This window comes from Stenotrophomonas sp. NPDC047960 (assembly GCF_043204395.1).
Taxonomy (GTDB): domain Bacteria; phylum Pseudomonadota; class Gammaproteobacteria; order Xanthomonadales; family Xanthomonadaceae; genus Stenotrophomonas.
Genome location: NZ_JBIDBX010000002.1, coordinates 166,566 through 190,795, shown reverse-complemented (window position 1 = coordinate 190,795; position 24,230 = coordinate 166,566). Strand labels below are relative to the sequence as shown.

General features: G+C 67.9%; 18 protein-coding genes. 7 read left to right on the top strand and 11 right to left on the bottom strand.

Annotation, left to right across the window (positions count from 1 at the left end; translation table 11 throughout):
- Positions 1-449: 449 nt before the first annotated feature.
- Complete coding sequence (locus ACGFZ3_RS06470) at positions 450-3,791, bottom strand: GH92 family glycosyl hydrolase (RefSeq protein WP_392918059.1); 3,342 nt, start codon at positions 3,789-3,791, stop codon at positions 450-452.
- Positions 3,792-4,116: 325 nt separating this feature from the next.
- Between ACGFZ3_RS06470 and ACGFZ3_RS06465 the strand changes: the two genes are divergently transcribed.
- From ACGFZ3_RS06465 to ACGFZ3_RS06450, 4 genes are all read left to right on the top strand, one after another.
- Positions 4,117-4,314, top strand: a complete 198-nt coding sequence (locus ACGFZ3_RS06465) for a zinc-finger domain-containing protein (protein ID WP_019183790.1) — start codon at positions 4,117-4,119, stop codon at positions 4,312-4,314.
- Between the two features lie 16 nt (positions 4,315-4,330).
- Complete coding sequence (locus ACGFZ3_RS06460) at positions 4,331-5,443, top strand: glycosyltransferase (protein WP_392918056.1); 1,113 nt, start codon at positions 4,331-4,333, stop codon at positions 5,441-5,443.
- Complete coding sequence (locus ACGFZ3_RS06455) at positions 5,424-6,746, top strand: O-antigen ligase family protein (protein WP_392918882.1); 1,323 nt, start codon at positions 5,424-5,426, stop codon at positions 6,744-6,746. Before ACGFZ3_RS06460 ends, ACGFZ3_RS06455 begins: the two co-directional genes overlap by 20 nt.
- Positions 6,747-6,890: 144 nt before the next feature.
- Complete coding sequence (locus ACGFZ3_RS06450) at positions 6,891-7,325, top strand: transposase (protein ID WP_392918053.1); 435 nt, start codon at positions 6,891-6,893, stop codon at positions 7,323-7,325.
- 107 nt (positions 7,326-7,432) lie between these two features.
- Here the strand turns inward: ACGFZ3_RS06450 and ACGFZ3_RS06445 are convergent, their stop codons facing one another.
- The gene (locus ACGFZ3_RS06445) at positions 7,433-8,353 is read right to left on the bottom strand and encodes an LpxL/LpxP family Kdo(2)-lipid IV(A) lauroyl/palmitoleoyl acyltransferase (protein WP_392918050.1); all 921 of its coding nucleotides are present in this window, start codon (positions 8,351-8,353) and stop codon (positions 7,433-7,435) included.
- Between the two features lie 88 nt (positions 8,354-8,441).
- Between ACGFZ3_RS06445 and waaA the strand changes: the two genes are divergently transcribed.
- A complete protein-coding gene (gene waaA / locus ACGFZ3_RS06440; protein ID WP_392918047.1) occupies positions 8,442-9,740 on the top strand; it encodes a lipid IV(A) 3-deoxy-D-manno-octulosonic acid transferase in 1,299 nt (432 codons plus the stop codon).
- Between the two features lie 125 nt (positions 9,741-9,865).
- Here waaA and ACGFZ3_RS06435 read toward each other — a convergent pair whose 3' ends face one another.
- From ACGFZ3_RS06435 to ACGFZ3_RS06425, 3 genes are all read right to left on the bottom strand, one after another.
- Positions 9,866-11,230: a TolC family outer membrane protein gene (locus ACGFZ3_RS06435; RefSeq protein WP_392918045.1), complete on the bottom strand. Its 1,365-nt coding sequence runs from the start codon at positions 11,228-11,230 to the stop codon at positions 9,866-9,868.
- A gap of 16 nt (positions 11,231-11,246) precedes the next feature.
- Positions 11,247-11,897, bottom strand: coding sequence for a protein-L-isoaspartate O-methyltransferase (locus ACGFZ3_RS06430; protein ID WP_392918042.1), 651 nt, complete (start codon positions 11,895-11,897; stop codon positions 11,247-11,249).
- Positions 11,898-12,034: 137 nt separating this feature from the next.
- On the bottom strand, positions 12,035-12,706 hold the full coding sequence (locus ACGFZ3_RS06425; protein WP_392918039.1) for a TetR/AcrR family transcriptional regulator: 672 nt from the start codon (positions 12,704-12,706) through the stop codon (positions 12,035-12,037).
- 123 nt (positions 12,707-12,829) lie between these two features.
- On the opposite strand from ACGFZ3_RS06425, the gene ACGFZ3_RS06420 reads away from it, so the two are divergent.
- A complete protein-coding gene (locus tag ACGFZ3_RS06420) occupies positions 12,830-13,957 on the top strand; it encodes an efflux RND transporter periplasmic adaptor subunit (RefSeq protein WP_392918035.1) in 1,128 nt (375 codons plus the stop codon).
- Positions 13,958-13,961: 4 nt separating this feature from the next.
- On the top strand, positions 13,962-17,144 hold the full coding sequence (locus ACGFZ3_RS06415; protein ID WP_392918032.1) for an efflux RND transporter permease subunit: 3,183 nt from the start codon (positions 13,962-13,964) through the stop codon (positions 17,142-17,144).
- A gap of 443 nt (positions 17,145-17,587) precedes the next feature.
- On the opposite strand, the gene leuB is transcribed toward ACGFZ3_RS06415, so the two are convergent.
- From leuB to ACGFZ3_RS06385, 6 genes are read right to left on the bottom strand one after another with little or no spacing between them, the layout of a single operon-like run.
- Entirely contained in the window at positions 17,588-18,649 is a 1,062-nt protein-coding gene (gene leuB, locus ACGFZ3_RS06410; RefSeq protein WP_392918029.1) for a 3-isopropylmalate dehydrogenase, read from the bottom strand.
- Positions 18,639-19,217: a 3-isopropylmalate dehydratase small subunit gene (gene leuD, locus ACGFZ3_RS06405; protein ID WP_392918026.1), complete on the bottom strand. Its 579-nt coding sequence runs from the start codon at positions 19,215-19,217 to the stop codon at positions 18,639-18,641. The genes leuB and leuD overlap by 11 nt, the downstream gene beginning before the upstream one ends.
- Positions 19,217-20,638: a 3-isopropylmalate dehydratase large subunit gene (gene leuC / locus ACGFZ3_RS06400; protein WP_392918024.1), complete on the bottom strand. Its 1,422-nt coding sequence runs from the start codon at positions 20,636-20,638 to the stop codon at positions 19,217-19,219. Before leuC ends, leuD begins: the two co-directional genes overlap by 1 nt.
- Positions 20,639-20,686: 48 nt before the next feature.
- Positions 20,687-21,469, bottom strand: a complete 783-nt coding sequence (locus ACGFZ3_RS06395) for a class I SAM-dependent methyltransferase (protein ID WP_392918020.1) — start codon at positions 21,467-21,469, stop codon at positions 20,687-20,689.
- An 11-nt stretch (positions 21,470-21,480) separates the two neighbouring features.
- The gene (locus ACGFZ3_RS06390) at positions 21,481-23,034 is read right to left on the bottom strand and encodes a 2-isopropylmalate synthase (RefSeq protein WP_392918017.1); all 1,554 of its coding nucleotides are present in this window, start codon (positions 23,032-23,034) and stop codon (positions 21,481-21,483) included.
- Positions 23,031-24,128, bottom strand: a complete 1,098-nt coding sequence (locus tag ACGFZ3_RS06385) for a threonine dehydratase (protein WP_392918014.1) — start codon at positions 24,126-24,128, stop codon at positions 23,031-23,033. Before ACGFZ3_RS06385 ends, ACGFZ3_RS06390 begins: the two co-directional genes overlap by 4 nt.
- Positions 24,129-24,230 lie beyond the last annotated feature (102 nt).

Sequence of the window (24,230 nt, the reverse complement as noted above, 5' to 3'; positions counted from 1 at the left end):
GGCTCTGCACCCGACGAATCGCGGTGCCTGAACACGTGAAAGACGGGGACCAGTGCGCTGCACCGGTCCTTTTTGCTTTTGAGGATCCCGTGGGCCGGCCAACGGCCGGCGCTACCGGACACTTTCCCGCAGCCCCACGGTCACTCCCGTGCAACCTGCCAAGGGCCAAATACCCCCACGCGGCCCGGCCGTGGCGGTGGTCCGCTGGACCCCGCCACCCTGGGCCCGACCACTTCCCCCCTCTGGAACGGCGCCATGCGCACTCGTCCTGCAAAGCGGTACTTCAAGCAGTTGTTCGCGTTGTATGCAGGGTTGGTTGGCGGCCGCTGACCGGTAACGAACACCCGGTGGGGGCATGCCCCACCGGGTAGAGCCACGCCCTGCGTGGCTTGCGCGGACCCGGCCGAAGAGCAGCCACGCAGGGCGTGGCTCTACGTTATCGGGTGAGGTTACTGCGCGAGCAGCTCCACTTCGGCCAGCTGCATCCGCCCCGGCCCTTCAATGCGCAACCGGTACTCGGCATAACGGCCCGGCTTGGCAATCCGGAACGGGCGGGTCTGCTGCTGCCACTCGAACGTTTCACCGCTGCGCTGGTCCAGCGTGATCCAGTTGCCCCCGGCCTTGCGCGCTTCCAGGGTCCACTTGCCCCCCCGGATCGGCGCATTGCCACTGGTCAGCGTGTACATCGACGGCGTTCCGTCAGACACACCCGTGAACACCACGCTGCCCTTGCCGCCGAACGGCACCACGGTGCCCGCGTCGTCATCGGTCAGCGCCGCCAATACCTTGCCATCGTCCAGCTGCGCACGCGCGCCACCGCCCAGCAGGTCATGCAGCAGCGCCGGGCGTTCACCCCGCGCGGTCAACGAACGCGGCGCATCGTCCGGCCCGGTGCCCCACTTGGACGGCGCCGGACCCATCTCGAAGTCCAGCGTGGCGCCCTTGGCGATCACCTCGTGCGGCACCCACGTCTTCGTCCACGGCTGGCCGTTGATCTTCAACGACTGCACGTAGATGTTGCGGTCGGAATTCTCCGGCGCGTTGACGGTCAGCACCGCGCCGCCCTGCAGTTCCACCTTGGCGTGCTTGAACGCGGGCGAGCCGATCGCGTATTCCGGCGAGCCCATCCGCAGCGGGTACAGGCCCAGCGAGGCCAGCACGTACCACGCCGAGGTTTCGCCGTTGTCTTCATCGCCCGGGTAGCCCTGGCCGATCTCGCTGCCCACGTACAGCCGCTTCAGGATCTCGCGTACATGCTGCTGGGTCTTCCACGGCTGCCCGGCGTACAGGTACATCCACGGAATGTGGTGCGAGGGCTGGTTGCTGTGTGCGTACATGCCCATGCGCACATCGCGCGCTTCGGTCATTTCATGGATGGTGCCGCCGTAGGAACCGGAGAACTTGGGGTCGGCGGTTTCCGGGGTGCTGAAGAACGTATCCAGCTTTTCGGCCAGCTTTTCGCGGCCACCGTACAGGCCGGCGAGGCCTTCGCCGTCATGCGCGGCGGTGAAGGCGAACGTCCAGCCGTTCGATTCGGTGTAATCGTGGCCCCACACGCGCGCGTCGTAGTCCTTTGCAGCCACGCGCCAGCTGCCATCGTCCTTGCGACCCTGGAAGAAGCCGGCGGCCGGGTCGAACACGGTGGCGTAGGTGCCGGCGCGGGCGCGGAAGTAGTCCGCTTCGGTGGTGTAGCGCTCGCGCGCGGCCGGGCTGCCGGCGGTTTTCGCCAGCGCGGTGGCCATGTTGGCGATGCCAAAATCGTTGAGCGCGCCTTCCATCGTCCACGACATGCCTTCGTGAACGTCGGCGCTGGCGTAGCCACGGAAGGTGGATTTATCCATGCCCTTGCGGCCGACATGGCGGTCCGGCGGCACCACGGTAGCGTTCTTCAATGCAGCCTGGTAGGCCTCGTCCGGATCGAAGCCCTTGATGCCCTTGAGGTAGGCATCGGCGAAGGCCACGTCCGAACTGGTGCCCACCATCAGGTCGGCATAGCCCGGCGAGGACCAGCGCGCCACCCAGCCACCGGCGCGGTACTGCTCCAGGAAGCCCTGCACCAGCGCGCCGGCATCGTCCGGGGTGAACAGCGCATACGCCGGCCAGGTGGTGCGGAAGGTGTCCCAGAAACCGTTGTTGACGTACACCTTGCCATCGCGGATCGGCGCGAAGCTGCGCACCGCGCTGCCATCGGTGTTGTCGTCGGCGGCGCTGGCCTGGCTGGCGTAACGCCAGTCCGGGGCGGCGGCAGTACCGGCGTTCTCGAAGCCCGAATTCGGGTACAGGTAGAGCCGGTACAGGCTGGAATACAACGTGGTCTTCTGGTCGTCGCTGGCCTGGCCGATGTCGAAGCGGGCCAGGCGCTGGTCCCAGGCATCCTGGGCGCGGGCGGCAACGGTGGCCAGGGTGTCATCGCTGGCCAGCTCCAGCGCCAGGTTATGGCGGGCCTGCTCGACCGAGATCAGCGAGGTGGCGATGCGCATGGTCACGCGGCGGTCGCTGCCCGGGTCGAACTTGATGTAGCCGGTGGGCCGACCGCTGCTGATCTTGCCGCTGCTGCGCCACGGCCGGTCGAAGCTGGCCACTACGTACATGCGGGTGGCGCCGTTGGACAGCCCGCTGCGCGTATCGGTGTAGCCCGACAGCGTCTGCGTGGCCGCATCCAACGTGAGCCCGCCACGCGCGTCGACGTTGTCGAACAGCAGGTTGGCGTCGCCATCCTTGGGGAAATCGAACTGGAACAGCGCAGCGTGGTCGGTTGGCGCGATGGCGGCGGCAATGCCATTGTCGAAGCGCACCGCATAGCGGTACGGGCGCGCGCTTTCGTTGTCGCGCGAGAACGACAACGCACGCTTGGCGCGGTCCGCTTCCGGCACGCCACGGGTGGCCGACGGCATCACCTGGAAGGTCTGGCGGTCGCCCATCCACGGGCTGGGCTGGTGGCTCAGGGCCAAGGCCTGCAGCTGCGGGCGGTTGGCCGCGTTGTTCTGCTCGTTCCAGCGGTACAGCCAGTTCAGCGCGCCGGCGTCGGTCACCGGGGTCCAGAAGTTGAAGCCGTGCGGCACGGCGGTGGCGGGGAAGTTGTTGCCGCGCGAGAAGGTGCCGTTGGCCTGGGTGCCGCGGGTGGTGAGCACCCAGTCGGAGGGGCGGGCCGGGGCTGTGCGCGGCTGGCTGTCCAGGCGCACGTCGTCGATCCAGCCCGACACCGGTGCGTTGGCGGCGCTGCCCAGCTCCAGTTCGACGGCGACCACGCGACGGCCGCGCAGTGATTCCACATCGCCCAGGCGCACCGACTTGTGCGCCCACTGCTGCGGATACAGCGTCTTGGAATCCCCCTGCGCCTTGGCGCCGAGCGGGATGCCGTGCAGGTCGCGCGCGGCGCTGGCCGAGACCCGGCTTCCGTCGTCCAGCACCAGATCCAGCGAGACATAGGTGGAGGCCACCGTGTCCTCGCCCACGATCTCCGGCAGCACCAGCCAGGACAGGGTGGTGTCGGCGTCGATGGTCACATCGGTGGTGAACAGCGGGGTGGTGGCGGCGCCGCCTGCACTGGCGTAGTGCAGGGCACGCAGACCGCTATAGCCGACCCCGGGCTTGGCCGCATAGGGCGCCGCCGGGCCCTTGCCGACCTTCAGTTGCACGCCGCCCTTGCTGGCCTGCGGGGCCGGTTCCCCCGGCTCGAAGGAGGTCTGCAGGCCCTGAGCGAGAGCGGGCAGGGCAAATGGCGCGCAGGCCAGGGCGAGCGCCAGCGGAAGCAGGGCGCGGCGGGCAGGGCGGGGGTGCGGCAGGGTCATGCAGGGATCTCCCGGGTGGGACAGGCGGCAGGCGGAGCCCGCATCGGCGACCTCGGCAGACAGCATCACGCCGGCCGCCCGCAAGGGCAGTCGAAGCGATGCAGGTCCGGCGGGGGACGGGCCATGCGATCGGGTGTTTGATCGGAACGCATCCGATCCTGCAACACCGGGAGCGGCTCTGGCAAGTGAAATTAGTTCGATCTAAACCCGGAAAAACCGCATATCGCCATTTTCCTCGTGACCTCCCGCACGCAACCGGCCGCGCCGCGCCCGGCGCCCCGGGTGCTAGAATCGAGCCCCTCGCAATTCCTCTCCGTGCCCCGCCATGAGCCATACCGCCACCGCGCCCGCCAATGCCGAAAAGCGTTACACCGTGCACCGCAGCGACCTGCCGCTGAGCTGCCCGACGCCGGAGATGGCGCTGTGGAACTCGCACCCGCGCGTGTACCTGCCGATCGAAGACGAGCCGAACTGCGAAGCCGCGTGCCCGTACTGCGGTGCGGTCTTCGTGCTGGCCGACTGAGCAGGCGGAACCGAACGTGCGCCGACTGACCGTGGTGCAGCTGCTGCCGGCGCTGCACTCCGGCGGGGTTGAGCGCTCAACGCTGGAAATTGCCGCCGCGCTGGTCGCGGCCGGGCACCGCGCCATCGTGGTCTCCGCCGGTGGCCGGCTGGTCGAGCCGTTGCTGGCCAGTGGCGCCGAACATCTCACCCTCGATATCGGCCGCAAATCGCTGTGGACGCTGCGCCACGTACGCACGCTGCGCAACATGCTGGCCGAAACCGGCGCTGACATCGTGCATGCGCGCTCGCGGCTGCCGGCCTGGCTGGGGTACTACGCCGTGCGCAACCTGCCTGCAGCCACCCGCCCGCACTGGGTCACCACCGTGCATGGCTTGAATTCGCCCAGCCGCTACAGCGCGGTGATGACCAGCGGCGAACGGGTCATCTGCGTGTCCAACTGCGTGCGCGAATTCGTGCTGAAGCATTACCCGAGCGTGCCGCCGGAGCGTCTGCGGGTGATTCCGCGTGGCGTGGATACCGCCCAGTTCCCGCGCGTGGGCCGCCAGGACCGGCGCCCGCGCCTGACGGTGGCCGCGCAGCATCCGGCGCTGGCCGGCGACGCGCCGCTGCTGCTGTTGCCCGGCCGTGGCACCCGCCTCAAGGGCCATCACCACGCACTGTCGCTGCTGGCCGGGCTGCATGCGGCCGGCGTACCGGCGCTGCTGTGGATGCCGGGCACCCGTGAGCCGGGGCGTGAGCGCTATGTGGCCGAGCTGGAGGCGCAGGCACGCAGCTTGGGCATCGCCGACGCGGTGCTGATGACCGCGCCCACCTCGCGCATCGCTGAGGCCTATGCGGCCAGCGATCTGGTGCTGCAGCTGTCTGACAAGCCCGAGGCCTTTGGCCGCACCGTGGTCGAAGCGTTGTCGGTGGGCCGGCCTGTACTGGGCTGGAACCAGGGCGGGGTGGGCGAGCTGCTGCAACACCTGCAGCCATCCGGCGCGGTACCCTTGGGCGACGCCGGGGCATTGCAGGCACGTGCGCTGCAGTTGCTGGCGCAGCCACCTTCGCTGCCCTCGCGTATTCCGTTCACCCTGCAGGCGATGCAACGTGACACGCTCCAGCTCTATACCTCCCTCGCTGGCTGAGCCGGTCAAGGCGCCCGGTTCGCCGGGCTTCCGCGCCGGCCGCTGGGCTCCGTGGTGGGTCATCGCGTTCGTGGCGATGCTGCCACTGCCCGGCATCGCCGAAACCGTCCTGGGGCTGGGCGCGCTGTACGCCGCTGCCCGTATGGTGCAGCTGCGCCTGCAGGGCAAGCAGCGCATGCTCAGCAGCCCGGCCTGGGCGCTCACCAGCATCCTGTTCCTGGGGTATTGGCTGCCGCAGGCGTTTTCCACCTTTGATGCAATTGATCCAGGCACGGCGTGGCGCAAGACCGCCGCCGGGCTGCGCTACCTGCCTTTCATGTGGCTGGTGGCGATCGCGGTGGCGACGCCGGAGCGGCGCGCGCTGACCCTCAAGGGCATTGCGCTGATTACCGGGGTGTGGACGCTGGATGCACTGGCGCAGGCGGCGTTCGGTACCAGCCCGTTGTTCTGGTCGATGGACCAGTTGAAGTGGGCGATCAGTGGCCATGGCCTGTGCCCGCCGGCGGAGATGGCCGCGGCCGATCGCCTGAGTGGCGTGCTGGGGCCGTGCAACCTGAAATTCGGCCAGGTGCTGGCCAGCCTGTCGCCGTTCCTGCTGTTTGCCGCCGCCGCACGTTTCGGCCGTTGGGGCTGGATGGCGGTGGCCGCTGCCGTCGGTGCCGTGCTGGTGCTGGCCGGCTCGCGCGCGGCGTGGCTGACCTACGCGCTGGTGCTGGTGTTTTCCGGCTGGCGCCTGCTCGGCGCGCGCGGTCTGCTGGCCTGCGTGGCGGTGGGACTCGCAGTGGCGGTGGCCCTGGCCGCTGGCTCGCACCAGGTGCGCGAGCGGCTGGAACGCACCGCGATGGCATGGGAAGGCGAGAGTGACGGCGTGAACCAGGCACTGTCCGGGCGCGCGCAGATCTGGGCCGCGGCGGGCTGCATGATCGAGCAGCATCCGATCAACGGCGTAGGCGCACGGGGTTTCCGCGATGCCTACCCCGACTGCAACCCGCGCCCTGAAGAACAGGAAGTGTGGGGCGCCGGCCCGGCGTTGCACGCGCACCAGATCCTGCTGGAGATCCTTGCCGAAACCGGCGTGCTTGGCCTGCTGCTGTGGCTGGCGGCTGCGGCGCAGGCGTGGCGCGCGTGGCGCTTCGCCCCACTACCGGCGCGCGAACGCGCCCGCCCGGCGATGCTTGCCCTGGCGGTCACGGTGTTCCCGTTCAACACCCACCTGGCGTTCTATTCCACGTTCTGGGGCGGCCTCACCTTGCTGCTCGCCGCCCTCTACGCAGGCAGCCTGCTGGCAAGCGACGACCCGTAGAGCCACGCCCTGCGTGGCTGCCCTTCGTCGGAAACCGCGCCAGCCACGCAGGGCGTGGCTCTACGTCGTGGCAGGACGTGCACCGATGCGCCGAAGCGTGATTCGGCGATACCGCGGCGATCGAGGCACCTCCATCGTGGAGGCATGTCCAGTCCACGACTACGTCTTGGCCGCGTGTCCGAACCCGGCTATGTATATGTCCTCACCACCGTCGTAGAGGGTCGACGCCGCCTGTTTGAAGACCCCGTCAACGCAGAGCTGGCGATCGACGCGCTACGCCATGTTGAACGCTGTGGGCGCAGCCGGTCCATGGCGTGGGTGGTGATGCCCGATCACGTTCATTGGCTGATGGAGCTGCGGCGCGGCACGCTCGCCACCTGCATGAATGTGTTCAAGTCGTACAGCAGTCGGAAACTCGGTGTTGGGAAGGTCTGGCAACTGGGCTACTACGACCACGCCGTGCCTACGGACGAATCGTTGGAACATGCAGCGCGCTACATCATCGCCAACCCGCTGCGCGCCGGCCTCGCTGAAAACATGGGCGAATACCCTTACGCCTGGTGCCGCTGGGACCTGTAGAGCCACGCCCTGCGTGGCTGCGCGCGCGGTGCCCGACGAAGAGCAGCCACGCAGGGCGTGGCTCTACGATAGGGATCGACTTCCTGCAGCCGTGCAGCGCGTTCCCGTTATTTGTAATAGTCGCTGCGGCCGCCGGGCTGGCGCTTGAAGCGGCGGTGGATCCACAGGTACTGGTCCGGGGCTTCGCGCACCATCGCTTCGATGGCCTGGTTCACCCGCGCGGTATCGGCTTCCACATCGTCGCTGGGGAAGTTCTCCAGCGGTGCGCCGATCTTCAGGAAGTACTTCCCGCCTTCGCGGCGGTGGAAATACGGAATCACCGCGCAGCCGGTCATCCGCGCCAACTGGTGGGTGGCGGTGATGGTCGAGGCGGTATGCCCGAAGAACGGCACGAACACGGTGTCCTTGCCACGCATGTCCTGGTCCGGCGCGTACCAGAGGAAGCCGCCCTTCTTCAGGTGACGCACGGTGGCGCGGATGTCCTCGTTGGCATACATCGCCTTGGCATAGCGCAGCCGGCCGAACTTCACCGCCCACTCGTACACCGGGTTGCGATGCTTGCGGTACATGCCCGACAGGTCGACGTGGTCGCACAGCAGCCTGCCGCACATCTCCAGGGTCATGAAGTGGCCCGAGACCAGCAGCACGCCCCGGCCCTCGGCCTGCATGCGGTGCAGATGCTCCAGCCCTTCCACCTGCACCTTGGGGCGGATGCTGTCGATGCTGCCCCACCATGCCCGGGCGAACTCGAAGATGCCCACGCCCAACGCGTCGAAGCTGTCACGCAGCAGGCGCTGGCGCCAGGCGTCGTCCTTCTCGGGGAAGCACAGTCTGAGGTTCACCTCGGCCGCGCGCCGGCGGCTGCCGGCCAGCCGGTAGGCCACGGTGCCCACCCCGCGCCCGAGCGCGCGCTGCAGGCCCCAGGGAAGACGGGCCAGGACGAAGGCGACCAGGATGAAGGCGAAGGTCGGCCAATGCCGGGGATTGCGCAGGGAGGGGCGGGTGGCGGTGGAAGCGTTATCTGACATGTTCCCGATTCTAAGTCATGCGCTTGTCGGGGTGCGTCAGGACCGGTCCCGCATGTCTTTCCCGGTGCCGCTCCCGTATCCTCTGCGCATGCGTAAAAGTCCCGTCGAATGGATCCTGCGCGGCCTGTATTCGGTCGTGCTGTACCTGCTGTTGCCAATCACCGTGTACCACCTGGTCTGGCGCGGTTTCCGGGTGCGCGAGTACTTCCAGCGCTGGGACGAGCGCTATGCCTCCTACCCCGATTCCACCGCGCAGCCGCGGGTCTGGCTGCATGCGGTTTCGGTGGGCGAAGTGAATGCTGCCGCGCCGCTGGTCAATGCGCTGCGCGAGCTGCGTCCGGACATCCGCTGGGTGATCACCACCATCACCCCCACCGGCTCGGAGCGGGTCCGTTCGTTGTGGGGCAATGCGGTCGACCACGTGTACCTGCCCTATGACGTACCGGGCAGCGTCGGCCGCTTCCTGGGCCACTTCAAACCCAGCCTGGCGCTGATCCTGGAAACCGAGTTGTGGCCGAACCTGCTGTTCGGCTGCCGCGACCGCGGCATTCCGGTGTACATCCTCAATGCCCGGCTGTCGGCGCGCTCGCTGCGCGGCTACCGCCTGCTGCGTCCGCTGATCGGGCGCACGCTGCGCACGGTCACCTGCGTGGCCGCGCAGTCGGCCGACGATGCCGAACGCTTCATCCAGCTCGGCGCGCTGCCCGAACAGGTGCAGCCGTTGGGCAACCTGAAGTTCGACATTGCCACGCCGAACGTGCGCGAGTTCACCGCCGATTTCCACGCCGCCGTGCCCGGCACGCGCCCGGTGTGGATCGCGGCGAGCACGCACGAAGGCGAGGAGCAGGCCACCATCGACCTGCACCGCCGCCTGCGGAAAGAGATTCCGAACCTGCTGCTGCTGTGGGCGCCGCGCCATCCCGAACGTTTCCCGCGGGTGGAAGCGCTGGCGCGCGAGCAGGGCTGGAAGGTCAGCACGCGCCGGCAGCAACAATGGCCGCAGGCCGACAGCGACGTGTTCGTGATCGATACGCTGGGTGAACTGATGGCGTTCTACGGCTGTGCCCAGGTGGCATTCGTTGGTGGCAGCCTGCAACCGATTGGCGGCCACAACCTGCTCGAACCGGCAGCGATGGGCACCGCCACGGTGACCGGCCCGCACCTGCACAATTTCGCCGAGATTTCCCGACGCATGCGTGAAGCAGGCGCGGTACTGATCGCCGACGACGTGACCGGCGTGGGCGATGCGCTGCTCACTCTGCTGCGCGATCCCGAAGCGCGGGAAGACATGGCCAGTGCAGGGTGTGCACTGGTGAGTAACGGCAGAGGCGCCTTGAAGCGGACTGTGGAGTTGATCGCACCGCAGCTTCCGCCGCCTCTGGTATGACCTTGGCGTAGGGAGACGCCCTGCGTGTCTGCGCGGTGCCGGCGATCCGTGGGACACGCATGGCGTGCCGCTACGAAAAAGCCACCCTTTCGGGTGGCTCTTCTGGCTTCCGCCTTACCCTGCGATCAGTTGTTGACCTGGGTGCTCGGCGTCGCAGCCTGCTGGGTCAGCAGGCGGTTGACATCCTGCAGGTCGGCGATATCCAGCGTGCCGACCGCCTGGCCCAGCTGCAGGCGGTTCTGCAGGAAGGTGTAACGGGCGTTGGCGTAATCGAGCTGGGCCGAGAACAGGATGCGCTGGTTCTGGATCACGTCCAGCACGGTGCGGGTACCCACTTCCAGACCCACCTGGGATGCATCGTAGGCGCTCTGTGCCGAGACCACCGCCAGGCGACGGGCTTCGACTTCGCTGATGCCGGCCACCAGGGTCTGGTAGGCATTGCGGGTGTTGCGGTCCAAGGCGCGCTTCTGCTGCTCGTAGCCATCCTGGGCGATGTCGCGCTGGGCCAGCGCCTGGCGCACGCCGGACTGGGTGGCACCGCCCGAGAAGATCGGCACGCTCAGGGTCAGCCCCACGCTGTTGGTACGCTGGTCGGGGCTGAAGTTGGAGCCGCTGCCCACGACATCGCCCCAGCTGGCCGAACGGCCTGCGGTAGCGCCCAGCGACAGGGTCGGCAGGTGGCCGGCACGGGCTGCGGACACGCTGGCTTCGGCGGCGCTCACCTGCAGTTCCTGCGCCTTCAGTGCCGGGTTCTGGGCGACCGCTTCGTTGACCAGCTGGTCAACGGTGGCGTACTTGGCCGGCAGTTCCGGACGGAAGTCGGCGGGCAGCGCATTCAACTGGGTGACCGGCTGCCCGGTCAGTTCGGTCAGCGCCTGGTAGGCGTCGGCCAGCGTGTTCTGCGCGATGATGGTGTTGGCGCGGGCCTGGTCATACTGCGCGCGTGCTTCATGCACGTCGGTGATGGGGGCCAGGCCCACTTCCAGTCGCTTGTCGGCGAAATCGAACTGCTTCTTGGCTGCCGCTTCATTGGTCTGCGCCGCCGACAACGACTCGATGGCCACCAGCACGTTGAAGTACGCCGCCGAGGTGCGCACGATCAGGTCGTCGTTGGCCGAATCCAGGGTGAAGTCGGCCGCCTTGCTCAATTCGCGCTGCGCACGCAGATTGGCGAACTGGGTGAAGTTGATCAGCGTCTGCGAACCGGAGAGGCCGTAGGTGCGGCTCTTGGTCGTGTACGAGGTCGAACTCACGTCATGGTTCGGGTTGGTCCGATTGCGGTTCAGCGATGCCTCGCCGTTGATCTGCGGCAACAGTGCGGCGCGGGCCTGCACTGCGCCTTCCTTGTCAAACAGACGGGTCGATTCAGCCGCGGACAGCTGCGGATCGCCGTTGCGCGCCATTTCGTAGACCTGCAGCAGGTCGGCGGCAGAGGCGGTCATCGGCAGCAGGGCGGCGGCCAGCGCAATAGCGAGGGATCGGCGGATCATTGCGGCTTCCTTGGACTCAGAGGTGGAACTGGGGTGCCGGCGCGGCACCGCGCAGGTAATCGATATCGGTTTCAAACAGCGAATCGCTGATGCTGCCATCGGCATTGACCAGCACCGCTTCCATCGCCGGCGAATGGCCGCGGATCACGAACAGGCGGCCACCGGGACGCAGCCACTGGGTGAAGCGGGCGGGGATGGTCTCCACTGCCCCGGTAACGCAGATGGCGTCGAAGCGGCGCTCGGTGTCCCAGGTCAGGGCATCGGCGGTTTCAATCCGGACATTGCTGCCCAGGCCGGTGACATCCAGGCGCGCACGCGCCGCGTCGGCCAGGACCGGGTCGATTTCCAGGCTGAGCACTTCCCGGGCCAGGGCGCCCATGCAGGCGCTGAGGTAGCCGCTGCCGGTGCCGATTTCCAGCACTTCGTCGCCCGGCTGCAGGTTCAGCGCCTGCAGGGTGCGGCCTTCGATGACCGGCTTCATCATCTTGCGGCCGTCGCCCAGCGGCAGCTCGACATCGGTATAGGCGAGGGGACGGTTCGCATCGGCGACGAACGCCTCGCGCGGCAAACGTGCCAGTACGTCGAGCACACGGATGTCCAGCACGTCCCAGGGACGGATCTGCTGTTCAACCATCAGTTCGCGGGCGTGGGCGTAATCGATCGTCATGAGGTTCTTAATCCAGCGCAGTGGGCCGGCCATTTTACCGGTGCCGGGAGCCGGCGGCGCGCTGAGAGCATCGCTGCCGTCGCGCCGGGGTCGCAGTGCCGGAAGTCACCGCGACCTCCGGTCCATTCATGTTGTCCTTACCGCCCGGGGCGGGTGGCGTAAGCCCTCAGGAAGAAGGTCACGCTGGCCTCGACATGGGCATCGGCGTCGCACTCGGCCGGGGCCGTTCGCAGCCCGCACATCATATGCGTATGCAGCTCGCCTTTGATGAGGGTGAAGAACTGCAGGGCGGCGGTCTGGAAGTCGGCGATCTCCAGTTCGCCCCGTTCGGTGCGGGCGCGCAGGAACTCGGCCAGGGCATCGCTGGTGCGCTGCGGGCCCGCCACCCAGAACATCTCGCGGATGCGATCGTCGGTGTCGGGCGCCATCATCACCCGCTGCACGGCCACGGCCGCCGGCGAGGTGATCATGCTGAAGAACGCCCGTCCGATGCCCAGCAGCTGCTCGCGCAGCACGCCGTCAGCGTCGGCGACGAACAGCGCGTCCGGCAGCATCTCCATGCAGGTGGACTTCACAGCTTCGGTGAAAAGCGTCTCTTTGTCGCCGAAATGGCTGTAAACCGTCAGCTTGGACACACCGGCCTGGGCCGCGATGCTGTCCATGCTGACGCCGCCATACCCCTGGTCCACGAACAATGCCTTGGCCGCGTCCAGGATGGCCGCGCGCTTGCCCAGATCCTTCGGGCGGCCGGGTCCGGCTGCCTTGCTGGCGGGCTTGGACGGGACAGCGGAAGTGGTCGGAACAGTCATGCAAACAATACTAGACCAATCGGTTCGATATTTATACTATACCGACTGGTTCACTATTGTCCGTCATGGAATAGAGTGTCGCTTCCAGACGGTCTCCCCCGGTAATTCAAGGTCCAGGACCTCATGAACAACTTGCGATGGATGGGCAGTGGGCTGCTGGCGTTGGTGCTGGCAGCGTGTGGCAGACAGGATGCCGAGCCGCCCGCTCCGATCCCGGTGCTGGTGGTGCAGCCGGGCACGGTGAGCGGCCAGGAAGTGGCGGCGTACCCGGGCGAAGTGCGTGCGCTGCAGGAAAGCCCGTTGTCGTTCCGGGTCGGGGGCAACCTGGTCAAGCGGCACGTCGATGCCGGCCAGCGCGTGCGCAAGGGCGACCTGCTGGCCGAACTGGACGCCGCTGATTTTGCCTCCCAGGCAAGTGCCTCGCAGGCGCAGCTGGCTGCGGCCGAGGCCGACCTGGTGCGCGCCCGCGACGACCAGAGGCGTTACGCCAAACTGGCCGAGCAGCAACTGGTCAGCCAGTCCACCCTCGATGCGCAGACCGCGGCATTCAAGGCGGCGCAGGGCCAGGCCAATGCCGCCCGCGCGAACCTGGCAGTGGCCCGCAACCAGACCGGCTACGCCCAGCTGCGCGCGCCGGCCGATGGCGTGATTGCCAGCCGCGAGGCCGAAGCCGGACAGGTGGTCGGCGCCGGGCAGACGGTGTTCACCCTGGCCGCCGACGGTGGCCGCGAAGTGCTGATCGCACTGCCGGAGAGCAACATCCGCGATTACCAGGTCGGCCAGCAGGTGCAGGTGGAGCTGTGGAACAAGCCGGGCCTGATGCTGCCGGGCACGATCCGCGAGATCGCGCCGGCCGCCGATGCGCAGGCGCGCACCTACGCCACCCGGGTCAGCCTGGCGCCGGAAGCCGCCGCCGAAGTGGAACTGGGCCAGAGCGCGCGCGTGTTTGCCGCCGCCGGCCGCACCGGCACGTTGCAGCTGCCGCTGGGCGCGGTGCTGCGCGGCGCCGATGGCAAGGCCAGCGTGTGGGTGGTCAATCCGTCCAACGGGGCGATCAAGGCCACGCCGGTGACCGTGGGCGCCTATGGCCCCGACGCGGTGCCGGTGCTGTCCGGCGTGGCCGCGCAGGATTGGGTCGTTGCCGCCGGCGGGCATCTGCTGCGCGACGGCCAGACGGTCACCCCGGTGGACCGCCAGAACCGCCCGGTGCTGAAGCCGGCCGCCGCCCCCGCCGCAGCCAAGGGGCACTGATCCCGTGCGCCGCTTCAATCTTTCCGAATGGGCGCTGGGCAACCGCGCGCTGGTGCTGTTTGCGATGCTGGCCTTCGCGATCATCGGCGCGTGGTCGTACAAGCACCTGGGCCAGTCCGAGGATCCGCCGTTCACCTTCAAAGTGATGGTGGTGCGCACGATGTGGCCGGGAGCCACTGCCGAGCAGGTCTCGCGCCAGGTCACCGAGCCGATCGAGAAGGCACTGCTCAATACCGGGCAGTACGAGTTCATCCGTTCGTACTCGCGCCCGGGGGAATCGCAGGTGATCTTCGTGGCCCGCGACAGCCTGCGTTCCAAGGCCATTCCGGACCTGTGGTACCAGGTGCGCAAGCGCGTGGGCGACATCAAGCCGACCCTGCCGCGCGAGATCGTCGGCCCGTTCTTCAACGATGAATTCGGCGATACCTTCGGCAACATCTACGCGCTGACCGGGCAGGGCTTCGATTACGCGGTGATGCGCGACTACGCTGACCGCATCCAGCTGGAACTGCAGCGGGTGCCGGACGTGGGCAAGATCGAGCTGGAAGGCCTGCAGGACGAAAAGGTGTGGATCGAGTTGTCCAACACCAAGCTGGCCACCCTGGGCGTGTCGCTGCAGCAGGTACAGCAGGCGCTGGCCGACCAGAACGCGATCGCGGCCACGAGTTTCTTCGAAACCCCCACCGACCGCGTGCAGCTGCGCGTGACCGGTCAGTTCCAGAGCGTGGACGACATCCGCCGTTTCCCGATCCAGGCCGGCGACCGCACGGTGCACCTGGGCGACATCGCCGAGGTCAAGCGTGGCTTTGCCGACCCGGCGTCGCCGAAAATGCGCTTCATGGGCGAGGACGCCATCGGCATCGCGGTGGCGATGAAGGACGGCGGCGACATTCTCAAGCTGGGGTCCACCCTGGATGCCGAATTCGAGCGTCTGCAGAAGACGCTGCCAGCCGGCATGCAGCTGCGCAAGGTCTCCGACCAGCCGCACGCAGTGGAAGAATCGGTCGGCGAGTTCGTGCAGGTGCTGACCGAAGCGGTGGTGATCGTGCTGCTGGTCAGCTTCTTCTCGCTGGGCCTGCGTACTGGTCTGGTGGTGGGGGTGACCATTCCGCTGGTGCTGGCGATGACGTTCTTCGTCATGCACTACTTCGACATCGGCCTGCACAAGATCTCGCTGGGCGCGCTGGTGCTGGCGCTGGGCCTGCTGGTGGACGATGCGATCATCGCGGTGGAGATGATGGCCACCAAGATGGAGCAGGGCTACGACCGCCTGCGCGCGGCCAGCTTCGCGTGGGAGAGCACGGCGTTCCCGATGCTGACCGGTACGCTGATCACCGCTGCCGGCTTCCTGCCGATTGCCACCGCTGCGTCCAGCACCGGTGAATACACCCGTTCGCTGTTCCAGGTGGTGACCATCGCGCTGGTGGTGTCGTGGATCGCGGCGGTGCTGTTCATTCCGTACCTGGGCGACAAGATGCTGCCGGACCTGTTCAACCCGCAGCCGCCCAAGCCGGACAGCCTTGCGGGGCGCTGGCGCGCCCGGCGCCTGCAGTGGGCCGACCGCCACCCGGCGTTTGCGCGCTGGATCGCCCCGAAGGAACTGGCGCATGACCACGATCCGTACCAGCGGCCGTTCTACACGCGCTTCCGCCGCTTCCTGGATACATGCCTGCGCCACCGCTGGTGGGTGATCGCGGCCACGGCGGCGCTGTTCGTGTTCTCGCTGTTGATCTTCCGCTTCGTGCCGCAGCAGTTCTTCCCGGATTCGACCCGCCCGGAGCTGATGGTGGACATCGAACTGGCCGAAGGTGCATCGCTGCAGGCCACCCAGGCCCAGGCGGGCAAGCTGGAGAAGCTGCTGAAGGGGCGCGACGGCATCAGCAATTACGTGGCCTACGTGGGCACCGGTTCGCCGCGCTTCTACCTGCCGCTGGACCAGCAGCTGCCGGCGACCAATTTCTCGCAGTTCGTGGTGCTCACCGAAAACGCCGAGGCACGTGAAGCCACCCGCGACTGGTTGCTGAAGGAGGTCATTCCTCAGTTCCCGGACGTGCAGATGCGCGTGACCCGGCTCGAGAACGGGCCGCCGGTGGGCTACCCGGTGCAGATGCGCATTTCCGGCGAGCACATCGAGCAGGTGCAGGCGATCGCGCGCAAGGTGGAAGCGAAGGTGCGCGAAAACCCACATGTGATGAACGTGAACCTGGACTGGAGCGAGCCGAGCAAGGTGGTGCGGCTGGTGATCGACCAGGACCGTGCGCGTGCGCTGGGCGTCAGCAGTGCACAGGTGAGCCAGCTGCTGGGTACGTCGCTGTCGGGCATGAGCGTGAGCACCTACCGTGAGGGCAACCGCCTGATCGAGATGCTGCTGCGCGGGCCGGACAACGAGCGCGTGCGCCTGGACATGCTGGGCAGCCTGGCCATTCCCACGGCGAGCGGCACGTCGGTCACGCTGTCGCAGGTGGCGCGGCTGGAGTACGTATTCGAGGACGGCATCATCTGGCACCGCAATCGACTTCCGACGGTGACGGTGCGCGCGGATATCGGGGATGGCAGCCAGGCACTGGATGTGGTGCAGCAGATCCTGCCGACGCTGGAAGGCATCCGTGCCGAGCTGCCGTCCGGTTACCTGCTGGAGACCGGTGGCACGGTGGAGGACTCGGCCCGCGGGCAGAACTCGATCAAGGCCGGCATGCCGCTGTTCCTGATCGTGGTGGCCACGCTGCTGATGCTGCAGCTGCGCAGTTTCTCACGCGCGGCGATGGTGCTGGTGACCGCGCCGCTGGGCATCATCGGGGCCACGTTGTTCCTGCTGCTGTTCCGCGCGCCGTTCGGGTTCGTGGCGCTGCTGGGCACCATCGCGCTGGCGGGCATGATCATGCGCAACTCGGTGATCCTGATCGACCAGATCCAGCAGGACATCGACGCCGGCCATGACCGCTGGCACGCGATCATCGACGCCACGGTGCGCCGCTTCCGCCCGATCGTGCTGACCGCGCTCGCCGCGGTGCTGGCGATGATTCCGCTGTCGCGCAGTGCGTTCTACGGCTCGATGGCGATTTCGATCATGGGCGGATTGATTGTCGGCACCGTGCTGACGCTGGTGTTCCTGCCGGCGTTGTACGCGGCGTGGTTCCGGGTGAAGCCGGATGAAGCGGGTGAAGCGGGTAAAGCGTCGGCGCCTTGATTGTTACGTGGCGGGGCGGCCGACGGTCAGCCCCCTACGGGACACGCCGTAAACGCATCCCTGGGGGCTTGGCAAAAACATCCATGTTTTTGACAGTCCCTACGGGGGCTGCCCGCCGGCCGCCCCAGACAGACGGTCGTGGGCGGAGACAATGATCAAAGGCCGGAGCAGCCACGCAGGGCGTGGCTCTACGGTAGGGTCGGTTCCCAAACGACTGCCGTGAACGAATCAACGCACGGTAACGCATGCAAATGATCGAGCCTGCGCTTGATCTCCCATGGCCCCTAAGCAACCGTCAATGGGTCGGCGGGGGTGGGGGTACGGGGGCTTTGCGAAACATGGATGTTTCGCAAGAGCCCCCAAGGATGGGTTCACGGCGCCCCCCGTACCCCCGCCACCGCCGGCCCATCACTCGTAAACGATCAAACGACGGCCTTTAAACGTCAGCCCAACCGCGCCAGCACAGCGTCGGTTGCCTGCGTAGTCGAAACAGCCTGGCCCTTGGCCGCCAGATCCGCAGTAAACACCCCATCATCCAACGCCGCATGCACCGCGGCTTCAACGGCAGCCGCTTCAGCTTCCAACCCCAGCGAATGGCGCAGCAGCATCGCGGCGCTGAAGATCGTGGCGTACGGATTGGCAATGCCTTTGCCGGCGATATCCGGCGCCGACCCGTGGATCGGCTCGTAGATGCCGACCGCACCGGGCTCACCCAACGACGCCGACGGCAGCAGGCCGAGCGAACCGGCCAGCATCGAGGCCTCATCGGTGAGGATGTCGCCGAACATGTTCTCGGTCACGATCACGTCGTACTCGCGCGGCTTGGCCAGCAGGTGCATGGCCATCGAATCCACCAGCTGGTGCTTTAGCGCGATCTCCGGGAATTCCTCGCGGCCGATCCGCGCCGCCACGTCACGCCACAGGCGCGAAGTTTCCAGCACATTGGCCTTGTCTACTGAAGTGACCTTGCCACGGCGCTGCCGTGCCAGCCGGAACGCACTTCGCATCACCCGCTCGATCTCGCCCACGCTGTAGCTGCACAGGTCGCTTGCGGTATCGGCTGTGCGCGTCTTTTCGCCGAAGTAGATGCCGCCGGTGAGCTCGCGCACCACCACGAAGTCCACGCCCTCCAGCAACTCCGCCTTAATCGGCGACGCGCCCAGCGCGGCAGGGTGGGTGCGCACCGGGCGCAGGTTCGCGTACAGCCCCAGTGCTTTGCGGATTGCCAGCAGGCCCTGTTCCGGGCGCACCTTCGCGTTCGGGTCGGACCACTTCGGGCCGCCCACCGCGCCCAGCAGGATCGCATCGGCCTGGCGGCAGGCATCGAGCGTGGCCGCCGGCAGCGGCTCGCCGTGGCGGTCGATGGCGATACCGCCGATATCGTGTTCGCTGAAACCGAAGGTGTGGCCGAAACGTTCGGCCACCGCGCCCAGTACCGCAACCGCGGCCGCAGCGACTTCCGGACCGATGCCGTCACCGGGCAATACGACAATCTCAGCGTGCATGTTCACTCTCGTAACGTTCAATGTCAGGGGTACGACCCAACAGATACCCCAACTGGTCCACGCCTTCCAGCAGGCAGGTCTGCGAGAAGCCGTCGAGCGGGAAGGAATACACGCGGCCATCGGGCGTGCGCAGCTCGCGCGCGGCGATGTCCACGGTCAACGCGTCGTCCGGGCGCTGCATCAGCGTCTGCACGTCAGCTTCGTCGAGCACGATCGGCAGCAGGCCGTTCTTCAGTGCGTTGCCGCGCAAGATGTCGGCGATCTCACTGCTGACGATCGCGCGCAGGCCCAGGTCGGCCAATGCCCATGGCGCGTGTTCGCGCGAGGAACCACAGCCGAAGTTTCGCCCGGCCAGCAGGATGCTGCGGCCGGCGTTGTGCGGCTGGTTGAAGGCGAAGCCCGGGTTCGGGCTGCCATCGGCCTGCCAGCGCCAGTCGTTGAACGCGTGCCTGCCCAGCCCGGCGCGCTCGGTGGTGGAGAGGAACCGAGCCGGAATGATCTGGTCGGTGTCGATGTTGGTCTCGCGCAGCACCACGCTGCACGAGGTCAGGGTACGGAAGCCGCTCATCAGGCCACCTCCTGGCTGGCATACAGTTCACGCGGGTCGGCTACGCGGCCGTTCACCGCCGCCCACGCGGCGGTCATCGGCGAGGCCAGCAGCGTGCGCGAGCCCGGACCCTGGCGGCCTTCGAAGTTGCGGTTGCTGGTGCTCACCGCCAGCTGCCCGGGCGCCACCAGGTCGCCGTTCATGGCGATGCACATCGAGCAGCCCGGTTCGCGCCATTCTGCGCCAGCGTCGCGCACGATGGCGTCGATGCCTTCGGCCTCGGCCTGGCGCTTGACGATCTCCGAGCCCGGCACCACCAGCATGCGCACGCCCGAGGCGACGCGCCGGCCCTGCAGCACCTGCGCCACTTCGCGCATGTCGCTCAGGCGGCCGTTGGTGCATGAACCGACGAACACCACGTCTACCGGGGTGCCAGCGAGGGTCTGCCCGGCCTGGAAGTGCATGTAGTCCAGGCCTTTCTGGTCGGCCGCATCGTTGGCCGCCGGGATCGGTGCGTCCACTGCGATGGCCGTGCCCGGGTGGGTGCCCCAGGTCAGGGTGGGGCGGATGTCGGCGGCGTCGATGTGCACTTCCACGTCAAAGCGCGCGCCGGCATCGCTGCGCAGCTGCGACCATTGCGCCATGGCCACGTCGAACGCCGCGCCCTTGGGGCCGCGCGGGGTGTTGGCCACCCAGTCGAACGTGACCTGGTCCGGCGCGACCATGCCGGCGCGTGCGCCGGCCTCGATGGACATGTTGCACAGGGTCATGCGCTGCTCCATGTCCATCGCGGTGATCGCGCTGCCACGGAATTCCAGCACATGGCCGGTGCCGCCGTTGACCCCGATCACGCCGATGATGTGCAACACCACGTCCTTGGCGCCCACGCCCGGCGCCAGCGCGCCATCGACGGTGATCGCCATGGTTTTCGCCTTGCGCTGCAGCAGGCACTGTGTGGCCAGCACGTGGCCCACTTCGCTGGTGCCAATCCCGAACGCCAGCGCGCCGAACGCACCGTGGGTGGAGGTGTGGCTGTCGCCGCACACGATGGTCATGCCCGGCTGGGTGAAGCCCTGCTCGGGTGCGATCACGTGCACGATGCCACGGTTGGCCGACTGCAGGTCGAACAGCTCGATGCCATGCTCGGCGCAGTTGCGCGCCAGCATGGCGACCTGGGCTTCCGAGGCGGCGCTGGCATACGGCAGCTTGCCGTCGGCGCCGGCCGGCAGGGTTGGGGTGGAGTGATCCATGGTGGCCTTGGTCCGGTCCGGGCGGCGCGGCGACAGGCCGCGCTCGCGCAGTTCGGTGAAGGCCTGCGGCGAGGTCACCTCATGGATCAGGTGCAGGTCGATGTACAGCACGGCGGGCGCGCTGTCCGATTCGGGCACGACCACGTGGGCGTCCCACAATTTGTCGTACAGGGTGCGGGGAGCTGGGGTCATGGAATGGCCTTGCTGTGGTTCATGTGACGATAGGACGGTTCGGGTCGGTCAGGAAGTGCGCAGCCGCGCCTCGAAGCGCAGCCGCACATAATCGGCGGTCCATTGGCCATGCGCATCGCGCTGGGTCGGGGCCAGCAGCGCCACGGTGTCGTCGAGCACGCGCTGGCGCTGGCCGGCATCCAGGCCGACGAGGAACGGCGAGGCGAAGGTGCGCAGCCAGCCCTGCATGCCGGTGGGCAGCACGGTCGGGCGCGCCAGGCATTCGATATGGCGCACCTGGAAGCCGTGCGCGCGCAGGCGGTCGGCGTACTCGTCTTCATTGGGGAAGTACCACGGGAACGCCGGCACCGCATGGCCGTTGCTGCACAGGGCGGCCTGCAGTGCGCTGGTGATGGTGGCCACGTTGCCCTGGCCGCCCATCTCGGCGACGAAGCGGCCACCGGGGCGCAGCGCACGGCGCACGCCGTCGATCACCTCGTCCGGTTCGCGCATCCAGTGCAGCGCGGCGTTGCTGAACACCGCATCGAAGCGGCGCTCGAAGGTCATCGCATGAGCGTCCATCAGCTGCGCATCGATGCCGCGGGCGCGCGCGGCGCCGATCAGCTCGGGCGAGCTGTCAACGCCGGTCACCTGTGCACCGCTCAGTGCCAGGTCGAAGCTCAGTACGCCATCGCCGCAGCCCAGGTCGAGGATCCGCTCGCCGCGCTGCGGGTCGAGCAGGCGCGCCACCGCACCGCCGAGCAGCGGCACGAAGCCGGCATCGATGGCGTAGTCGTGCGCGTTCCAGTGCTGGGAAGCGTCGGTGGTGTAAGGACTGTCGAAGGCACTCATGCGTGGGTTCCTCAGGCGGCGGCGGTGGCGGCAGGGTGTTCGGCACTGGCCTGGCGCTGGCGCAGCAGGCGGTTGGCCACGTCCAGCCAGGCCAGGGCCGAGGCTTCGATGATGTCGCGGCTGGTGCCGGTGCCTTCGTACTCCACGCCGTCGTGGCGCACGCTCAGGTTGGCCTCCCCGCGCGCGTCGGCGCCGATGCCCACGCTGTGCACGTGGTAGCTGTCCAGCATCAGCTGCACGCCGGTGGCGGCGGCCAGCGCGCCAAACAGCGCGTCCACCGGGCCATCACCCTGCGCGGTTTCGGCCACGCGGTTGCCGTCCGGGTCCGACAGTTCGACCAGCGCGTTGGCGCGGCTGCCCACGTCGCTGATGGTCATCGAGGCCAGCCGGTAGCCGTTCTGGGTGGAGCTGCCCTGCATCAATACCTGCAGGTCGGCATCGGTCACCACGCGCTGCTGCTCGCACAGGGTCTTGAACTGCTCGAACACCAGCTTCAGCTCTTCTTCCTCCAGCCAGAAGCCCAAAGCACGCAGGCGCGCTTCCACCGCGGCACGGCCGCTGTGGCGGCCCAGCACCATCTGCGAATTCTCCCAGCCCACGTCTTCCGGGCGCATGATTTCGTAGGTGCCGCGGTGGCGCAGCATGCCGTGCTGGTGGATGCCCGATTCGTGCGCGAAGGCATTGGCGCCCACGATCGCCTTGTTGCGCTGCACCGGCATGCCGACCAGACGCTGCAGCAGCTGCGAGGTGGACACGATGCGCGGCGTGTTGATGCGGGTGTCTTCTTCGTAGAAGGCGTTGCGCACCTTCAACACCATGGCCAGCTCTTCCAGCGAACAGTTGCCGGCGCGCTCGCCGATGCCGTTGATGGTGCACTCCACCTGGCGGGCGCCGCCTTCGATGGCCGCCAGCGAGTTGGCCACGGCCAGGCCCAGGTCGTTGTGGCAGTGCGTGCTGAAGATGATTCGGTCACTGTCGGGCACCCCGGCGATGACGCGCTGGAACATGCCGCGGATCTCTTCGGGGGTGGTGAAGCCCACCGTGTCGGGCAGGTTGATGGTGGTGGCGCCGGCGGCGACGGCCACTCGGGCCACTTCGACCAGGAAGTCTTCCTCGGTGCGGGTGGCATCTTCGGCCGAGAACTCCACATCGTCGATATAGCTGCGCGCCAGGCTCACGTGCTTGTGCACCGACTCCAGTACCTGCTCGCGGCTCATGCGCAGCTTGTGCTCGCGGTGCAGCGGGCTGGTGGACAGGAACACGTGCAGGCGCGCATTGGCAGCTGCGTCCAGGGCTTTGGCCGAGGTTTCGATGTCGGCCGCCAGGCAGCGCGACAGCACCGCCAGGGTCGGGCGGCGCACTTCGCGGCCGATCATCGCCATCGCATCGCGGTCGGACTGCGAGCTGGCCGGGAAGCCGGTTTCGATGACGTCCACGCCCAGCTCGTCGAGCGCGCGTGCCATCACCAGCTTCTGCTGCGGGCTCATGCTGCAGCCGGGCGATTGCTCGCCGTCACGCAGGGTGGTGTCGAAAATTCGAATTCGGGGGGAGTTGGGCGTGGTCACCAGGAGGTCTCCTCGACGGCAAGGTCGGATGGCAAGGCAGGGGAAGGAAGGACGATGGAATGCGGGGGTGGCGCGAGCACGGTCGGTAGCGGTGGCCGTGTGCGCTCGCTGGCGCGGCGGCGCGGTTTGCGCGGCGGGCGTGGGCGGATGTCGGACAGCAGCTGGGCCAGCACCATCGCGTCGATGTTGCCGCCGGAGACCACCGCGCACTTGCGCTTGCCGGCCACGCGGCGACCGGCGGCCAGCGCCAGCGCGCCGGCGCCTTCGGCGATGATGTGTTCTTCCAGCGCCAGCCGGACCAGGGTTTCGCGCAGTTCGGCTTCGCGCACGATCACCACGTCGTCCAGCAGCGCACTGCACAGGCGGCGGGTCAGGGTGCCGGGGATCTTCACTTTCACGCCGTCGGCCAGGGTGGCCACCGGTGCGATCTCGCGCGTGTCGCCGCGGATCGCGCGGGCCATCGAATCCACGCCTTCGACCTGCGCGCCGACAATGCGCACGCCCTGCGACTTCAGCGCCAGTGCCACGCCGGACGCCAGCCCGCCACCGCCGATCGGCACGATCACCACGTCCGGCGCATGCGCGGCCAGTTCGATGCCCAAGGTGCCCTGGCCGGCGATCACGTCCGGATCGTCGAAGGCGGACAGGAAGCGGTAGCCGTGCTGGTCGGCCAGGGCGCGCGCGAAGGCGTACGCCTCGTCATAACTGTTGCCGTGCTGGCGCACGGTGGCGCCCCAGTGGGCGACGCCGGCAATCTTGGTCGCCGGGGCGCCATGCGGCATCACCGTGATGGCCGGGATATCCAGCCGGTAGGCCGACCACGCCACGCCCTGGGCGTGGTTGCCGGCCGAGGCGCAGATCACCGGACGGTCGTCGCCGCGCTCGCGCCCGGCCAGTAGCGCGTTCAATGCGCCGCGCACCTTGTACGAGCCGGTGCGCTGCAGGTTTTCCAGCTTCAGCCAGGTGCCGAACCGCTCCGCGTAATGCAGCGGCGTGGGTGGCAGGAACCGGCGCAGCCGCGCCTGCGCGGCCAGCACGTCGGCGACGCTTACATCGCCTACCTCCGATTCCTGCGGGGCACGGCTAGCCGGCATGGCGGCTCCGCAGCTCGCATGCGGGATGATGGACACGGTCGTGCGTGGGCGGCGGGCCTTGAAGAAGACCCCTCCGTACCGGCACCGGAACCACGGCGCGGG